The 6,734-nt window shown below is 38.6% G+C and carries 5 protein-coding genes; 2 read left to right on the forward strand and 3 right to left on the reverse strand.

Translation table 11 applies throughout. From position 1 onward, the window contains the following. Positions 1 to 44 precede the first annotated feature (44 nt). The 3 genes from RFH42_RS16700 to adeR are packed head-to-tail and all read right to left on the reverse strand — an operon-like array spanning position 45 to position 2,111. A complete protein-coding gene (locus RFH42_RS16700; RefSeq protein WP_308977065.1) occupies positions 45 to 263 on the reverse strand; it encodes a hypothetical protein in 219 nt (72 codons plus the stop codon). A gap of 7 nt (positions 264 to 270) precedes the next feature. Further along, positions 271 to 1,386 (reverse strand): two-component sensor histidine kinase AdeS, encoded by a 1,116-nt coding sequence (adeS, locus tag RFH42_RS16705; RefSeq protein ID WP_308977066.1) that lies wholly within the window; start codon positions 1,384 to 1,386, stop codon positions 271 to 273. Continuing rightward, entirely contained in the window at positions 1,383 to 2,111 is a 729-nt protein-coding gene (gene adeR, locus RFH42_RS16710) for an efflux system response regulator transcription factor AdeR (RefSeq protein ID WP_308977069.1), read from the reverse strand. Before adeR ends, adeS begins: the two co-directional genes overlap by 4 nt. A gap of 144 nt (positions 2,112 to 2,255) precedes the next feature. On the opposite strand from adeR, the gene RFH42_RS16715 reads away from it, so the two are divergent. Further along, positions 2,256 to 3,455 (forward strand): efflux RND transporter periplasmic adaptor subunit, encoded by a 1,200-nt coding sequence (locus RFH42_RS16715; RefSeq protein WP_308977067.1) that lies wholly within the window; start codon positions 2,256 to 2,258, stop codon positions 3,453 to 3,455. Then, the gene (locus tag RFH42_RS16720) at positions 3,455 to 6,571 is read left to right on the forward strand and encodes an efflux RND transporter permease subunit (protein WP_308977068.1); all 3,117 of its coding nucleotides are present in this window, start codon (positions 3,455 to 3,457) and stop codon (positions 6,569 to 6,571) included. Before RFH42_RS16715 ends, RFH42_RS16720 begins: the two co-directional genes overlap by 1 nt. The last annotated feature ends 163 nt before the right edge of the window (positions 6,572 to 6,734 follow it).

Below are 6,734 nucleotides of genomic sequence, written 5' to 3' on the forward strand. Positions count from 1 at the left end.
GATTGCAAAATTAGAGTTTGTTAAGTTAAAAAATAAGGTGAGATTTAAAAAAATCCCACCTTAAAATGCAAATAGCCTTTATTTTCTATTTGTACTACAAAGCCCATGAAGTAATTATTTGCTAAGTGTGCATTTAGAAAATCTAGAATGGGCTGTTCAGAATCCCATTGTTCATTCCAGGGTTCAGCACTATAGGTTTCGCAATAGAGTGTGGCGCAATCGGTTATATGTCCGGCATGAAAAGGCATAATTTCTATATTCATCGTCACATCATTCTTGTTCAGGTTTATTAAGTTGCGAGGGGAGATTTGGCTTAGCAATAGGGAGTAGAATTTTAAAACAACTCCCACCTAATTTAGATTTTTCGTAGTAAATTTGGCCTTGGTGGGCAGAAATAATGGCGTGTACCACAGATAATCCTAGCCCCGTACCTCCTTGATTTTTACCACGTGAAGGCTCAAGTCGATAAAATGGGTCAAAGAGATAAGCAATGTGGTGTTCTGCAATACCAGGGCCTTCATCTTCAAATTTAAGTACCCAGTTTTTATTATTTATTTCACAGGTTATTTTGATTAAGCCAGGGTTTGCATAGCGAATTGCATTTTCAAATAAAGCAGTAAGTACTTGTTTAATTCTTTGCTCATCACAATAACAACTTTGTTCGGTTAAATTTGCTTGTACTCGAAGCTGTGCTTGTTCAAAGCGATCTTGATAATGTTCAATGAGCTGAATAATGATGTGATGTAAACTATTTACATCAAATTGCATACGAAGTTGATGATTTTCTGCCAGACTTAGCGTTCTTAAATCTTCAATGAGTAAAGATAACTGTTCGACTTGGCCTAGTAAATCTTTAAACAGCAAAGTGTTAGGTTCAAATACACCATCAATAATACCGTGTAAACGTCCTTGTAATATAGTGACAGGAGTACGCAACTCATGGGCAATGGCTGCATTCCACATGCTGGTATTTTTTACAGAGGTTTCGAGTTGACTTGCCATGGCATTAAAGTCATCAATTAATTGGAGTAGTTCGGCAGGAGAGTTAGGTGCATTGACTTGCGCCCGTACAGAGAGTTTACCCTGACTAATTTGTTGCGCCGCTTCAGCAATGGCTTGAATTGGGCTAATAAACTTGCGAGATAACCGAATCCCTAAGAAAATAGAAGTAATAAAGCCGACAGTTGTAACAAATGCAATCCACAGAAAATCTACGATATTAAAGCTGAGCTCATCAGACATTAACTCTTGTTCAGTAATGAGATTAAAGTCCAATGCAAGTGTATAAACAAAATAACCAGTGAAACATGAAAATAGTACAGTCACCAAGCTGACTTTAGTTAAAGTGACAATGAGTTGGCGACTAATGCTATGTTTCATTTTCATTGTACTTGATCCAAACGATAGCCTACACCTCGTACATTAATGAGAAAATTCATGAGTTGCTGATCTTCTAATTTTTTTCGTAGTTTACTGACATGGCTGTCTACAGTGCGTTCTAATGCATCGCTATCAGGTAAACATTGATTCATTAATTCATGGCGAGTAAATACTTTGTAGGGATGCTGTGCCATTAACAGTAAAATTTTATATTCTGTTAAAGTTAAATTCAGTGCCTGTATATGCTGTTGATGCTTAATTGACACATGATGTGTTTCACAGTTGATGATAATATTTTTATAAGTAATGGTTTGCTGTGACTGTTGTTGTATGGTCAAGGACGAGCGACGTAATAGAGCTTGGACTCTTGCGACCAATTCATTGGGGTTAAAAGGTTTAATAACAAAATCATCAGCACCCATTCTAAGAGCAACAATTTTATCTACCTCTTGGTCAAGGGCCGTTAGCATAATGACTGGAGTTGATTTATTTTGTCGTAATGTATTCAATACTTCCCAACCCGTCATTTGCGGCATTTTAACATCTAAAATAATAAGATCTATTGTGGTATTCGCTTGTATTTCTAAGGCTTGCAAACCATTCATTGCTCGAATGACATTAAAATCTGATTTTTTTAAATAATTTTCAACAATATCACCAATATCGTAGTCATCTTCGACAACCAATATGGTTTTACCAGGATGATCAAATTGAAATGAGGAAGGCGTCATCATGTCGTCACACAAACTGTTTCAGCAAGCTTAAATGATTTTAAAAGAAAATATTGTGAAAATCTCCACACATTTTACACAGTCCATTAACTTCCATTACACAGTTATAAGAATAATAAAGCCATCTAAAATTGGAATGCCATAATGTATAAGCCGCTGGTTTATTTATTCTCTCTGGGGTTAATCACTGCGACACTGCAAGGCTGTAGTTTATCTGAGGATGAAGCTGCAATGTTTGCAGAAGATACAGGTCCAGTCAAAATTAGTGTAACGACCGTCAAACAACAATCAATTGAACATGAAGAAAACTTACCTGCGCGTGTGCAGGCTTTTCGCGTTGCAGAAATTAGACCACAAGTTGGGGGGATTTTGGAGCGTGTATTATTCAATCAAGGCAGTGAGGTAAAGGCAGGGCAAGCTTTATTCAAAATAAATGCCGAATTGTTTCAAGCCGATGTAAACAGTGAAAAAGCAGCATTGTCTAAAGCTGAATCTGAAGCGCAGCGTTTGTACGTACAGTTACAACGTTACCAACAGTTATTACCAAGTCATGCTGTAAGCAAACAAGAAGTTAAAAACACAGAAGCTGAGTATCAGCAAGCATTGTCTCAAGTGGCACAAACGAAAGCGAGTTTGGCACGTCAACAATTACATCTTCGTTATGCAACAGTACAAGCACCTATTTCAGGACGTATTGGGAAAATTTTGGTCACAGAAGGATCATTGGTAAATAGTAATGATCCAACTGCTATGGCTGTAGTTCAACAGATTGATAAGGTCTATGTTGATGTGAAGCAGTCCATTGCAGAGTACGAGGCTTTACAAGATCAATTGAGTCGTGGTGAATTGCAAAAAAGTGCAGTTTCAAATGTAGAAATTTTAAATAGTCAAGGACAGCCATATGCTGTCACAGGAAAACTATTGTTCTCAGACACGCAAGTTGACCCTGAAACAGGAGATGTCAATATCCGTATCTTGGTTGATAATCCACAGCGTAAATTATTACCTGGTATGTATGTACGAGTAAAAATGAATCGTGCATCACAACCAAATGCGATTGTAGTACCAGAACAAGCTGTGCAGCGAAATTCAAATGGTCAAGCACAGGTGTTGGTGCTTGATGCTAAGCAAAATACCAGTGAGCGTCTTATTACGCTTGGTGCATTACAACAAGGTTATTATGTTGTACAACAAGGTTTAAAAGTGGGTGAACGAATTGTAGTGCAAGGCCACGAACGTATTCAGCCTAAAGTAAAACTCAATATTGCTGAATGGAAGGCACCTGCGACACCTATTGTGGCTCAAGCACAAACTCCTGCGGCAGCAGGCTCAGGAGGTAGCTAATGTTGTCACAATTTTTTATTCGGCGTCCTATCTTTGCTTGGGTGATTGCGATATTCATTATTTTGTTTGGTATCTTGAGTATTCCAAAGTTACCAATTGCACGCTTTCCTTCTGTAGCACCTCCAACGATTAGTATTTATGCCTCATATCCTGGTGCAACACCGCAAACTTTAAATGATAGTGTTGTGTCATTAATTGAGAAAGAACTCTCTGGTGTAAAAAATTTACTCTATTACAGCTCAAGTTCTGATACTTCAGGAAGTGCTAGTATCACTGCGACTTTTAAGCCAGGCACTGATCCTGAAATGGCTCAAGTTGATGTACAAAATAAAATCAAAAGTGTTGAGCCGCGTTTACCACAAGTGGTCAGACAACAAGGCTTAGCGATTGAAGCGGCTTCTTCGGGTTTCTTGATGATGGTCGGGATTCATTCTCCGAATCATCAATATTCTGAAATTGATTTGAGTGATTATCTCGTTCGTAATGTGGTTGAAGAGCTAAAACGCGTAGAAGGTGTTGGGCGCATTGAATCTTTTGGTTCGGAAAAAGCCATGCGTATATGGGTTGATCCGAAGAAATTGGTATCGTATCAATTATCTATGGCCGATATTGCTCAAGCAATCCAAACACAAAATAGCCCAATTTCACCAGGTCGTGTCGGGGATCTACCTGCGGTACAAGGGCAAATGATTAGTTTGCCATTAACTGCACAAGGACAGCTAACCTCAGTTGAACAGTTCAAAAACATTACACTACGTGCGAATCAACAAGGGGCACAGGTTAAACTTTCCGATGTGGCACGGGTGGAGCTAGGTGCACAAGCCTATAATTTCTCAATTTTAGAAAATGGCAAACCAGCTACGGCACTAGCGATTCAAATTAGCCCTGGTGGTAATGCTGTAAAGACATCAGAGGCAGTAAAAAAACGTGTTCATGAATTAAGTCAATCCTTACCACAAGGGATGCAATTCTCAATTCCTTATGACACAGCACCTTTTGTCAAAGTCTCTATTGAAAAAGTGATTATGACTTTGGTTGAAGCAATGATTCTTGTGTTTATTGTCATGTTCATGTTTTTACATAATGTGCGTTATACCTTGATTCCTTCGATTGTGGCACCCATCGCATTACTTGGTACTTTTGCGGTCATGCTGTTGTTTGGTTATTCCATCAATGTATTAACTATGTTTGGGATGGTATTGGCTATTGGGATTATTGTCGATGATGCTATTGTTGTTATCGAAAATGTAGAGCGGATTATGGCAACTGAAGGTTTAACACCTAAGGAAGCTACATCTAAGGCTATGCATGAGATTTCAAGCCCAATTATTGGGATTACCTTGGTTCTTGCGGCAGTATTTTTACCTATGGCTTTTGCCAGTGGTTCAGTTGGGATCATTTACCGTCAATTTACGGTCACGATGTCGGTTTCAATCTTATTTTCAGCATTCTTAGCACTGACTTTAACTCCTGCATTATGTGCAACTTTATTAAAGCCGATTGCTGCTGATCATCAGAAAAAGGGCTTTTTTGCTTGGTTTGACCGCCGTTTTGATCAGTTGAATCGTCAATACGAACGAGTATTACTGAAATGTGTGCGCCATATATTACCGATGATGGCTGTTTTTGTAGTACTTGTTGCTTTAACTGTCTTAGGGTTTAAATGGATTCCAACGGCATTTTTACCTGATGAAGATCAAGGTTCATTTATTACCTCTTTTCAATTGCCAGCAGATGCAACACAGCAACGAACTCTAGATATTGTTAAATTGTTTGAACAACATTTAGCAAGTCGTCCAGATATTAAAGACAATATTTCAGTTTTAGGTTTTGGCTTTAGTGGATCAGGGCAAAATACAGCAATTGCATTTACCAATTTAAAAGACTTCGCCGAACGTAAAACTACAGCAGCAGATGAAGTTGCAGCAGTCAATGTCGCAATGAAAGAAAGTACTGAAGGACAGATTATGTCTGTTCTACCGCCTGCAATTGAAGAAATGGGTTCGACTTCTGGCTTTAGTTTACGTTTGCAAGATCGTGCAAACCTAGGAATGTCAGCATTGTACGCTGCCCAACAACAGTTGTTAGGTTTGGCTGCTAAAAGCGAAAAACTGGCTTATGTGTATCCAGATGGATTACCACCTGGGAACAACATTGATTTGCGCATTGATCGTACTAAGGCAGAGGCTTTAGGGGTTAACTTTAATGACATAAATGAAACCATCTCTGCTTCAATGGGGTCTAATTATATTAATGATTTCCCGAATCATGGACGTATGCAACAGGTGATTGTACAGGTTGATGCAAGTTCTCGTATGCAAGTCCAAGATATTTTGAACCTTAATGTGAAGAGTCAAAATGGCAAGTTAGTGAAACTTTATGAAATTGTTACACCAGTATGGACTCAATCTGCACAACAATATAATCGTTATAATGGTCGTCCTACTTTGAGTATTGCAGGTGAAGGCTTACCGTGGGTGTCGAGTGGTGAGGTGATGGCAGAAATGGAGCGTATTGCTAAACAATTACCTAAAGGTATTGGAATTGAGTGGACTGGGCAATCTTTGCAGGAAAAAGAGTCAGAAGCACAAACCAATTTCCTTTTAGCACTTTCGATGTTGGTGGTTTTCTTGGTACTTGCAGCATTGTATGAAAGTTGGTCGATCCCTTTATCTGTAATGTTGGTTGTACCATTAGGTTTGATTGGCGCAGTCATTGCGGTCATGATTCGTGGTATTCCAAACGACATTTTCTTTAAGGTTGGCCTAATTACGATTATTGGTTTGTCGGCAAAAAATGCGATTCTCATTGTAGAGTTTGCCAAAGTACTTCGCGAAGAAGGTATGAGTTTAATTGAAGCGACTGTTGCCGCAGCCAAATTACGACTACGTCCAATCTTAATGACGTCACTTGCTTTTACCTGTGGTGTGATTCCGCTGGTTTTTGCTACGGGTGCAAGTTCTGAAACACAGCATGCGATTGGTACAGGCGTGTTTGGCGGTATGATTAGTGCAACAATTTTAGCAATTTTCTTTGTTCCAGTATTCTTTATCTTTGTTTTAAGCGCAGTTGAGAAAATGATGAATCGCTTTAAAACAAAGAAAGCTGAGTGTTGATACAATCAGACATTAAGCAAATGAAAGACAGTGCTATAGGCCGATCTTAACGGTCGGCCTTAGATAAAATGGTAGGTTTAATTTAATCATGAGATTAAATTATTTTTATAAAGTGGTTTACAGTTCTACAGGAAAAATTCCTATGACAATTAATGAAGCTCAG

The sequence above is a fragment of the Acinetobacter rudis genome, assembly GCF_031157835.1.
Lineage (GTDB): Bacteria > Pseudomonadota > Gammaproteobacteria > Pseudomonadales > Moraxellaceae > Acinetobacter > Acinetobacter rudis_A.

Excerpts from the sequence above, each read along its gene's own strand:
- RFH42_RS16715 (WP_308977067.1), top strand. The coding sequence starts at position 2,256 with ATGTATAAGCCGCTGGTTTATTTATTCTCTCTGGGGTTAATCACTGCG.
- adeS (WP_308977066.1), bottom strand. The coding sequence starts at position 1,386 with ATGAAAATGAAACATAGCATTAGTCGCCAACTCATTGTCACTTTAACT.
- RFH42_RS16720 (WP_308977068.1), top strand. The coding sequence starts at position 3,455 with ATGTTGTCACAATTTTTTATTCGGCGTCCTATCTTTGCTTGGGTGATT.
- adeR (WP_308977069.1), bottom strand. The coding sequence starts at position 2,111 with ATGACGCCTTCCTCATTTCAATTTGATCATCCTGGTAAAACCATATTG.
- RFH42_RS16700 (WP_308977065.1), bottom strand. The coding sequence starts at position 263 with ATGAATATAGAAATTATGCCTTTTCATGCCGGACATATAACCGATTGC.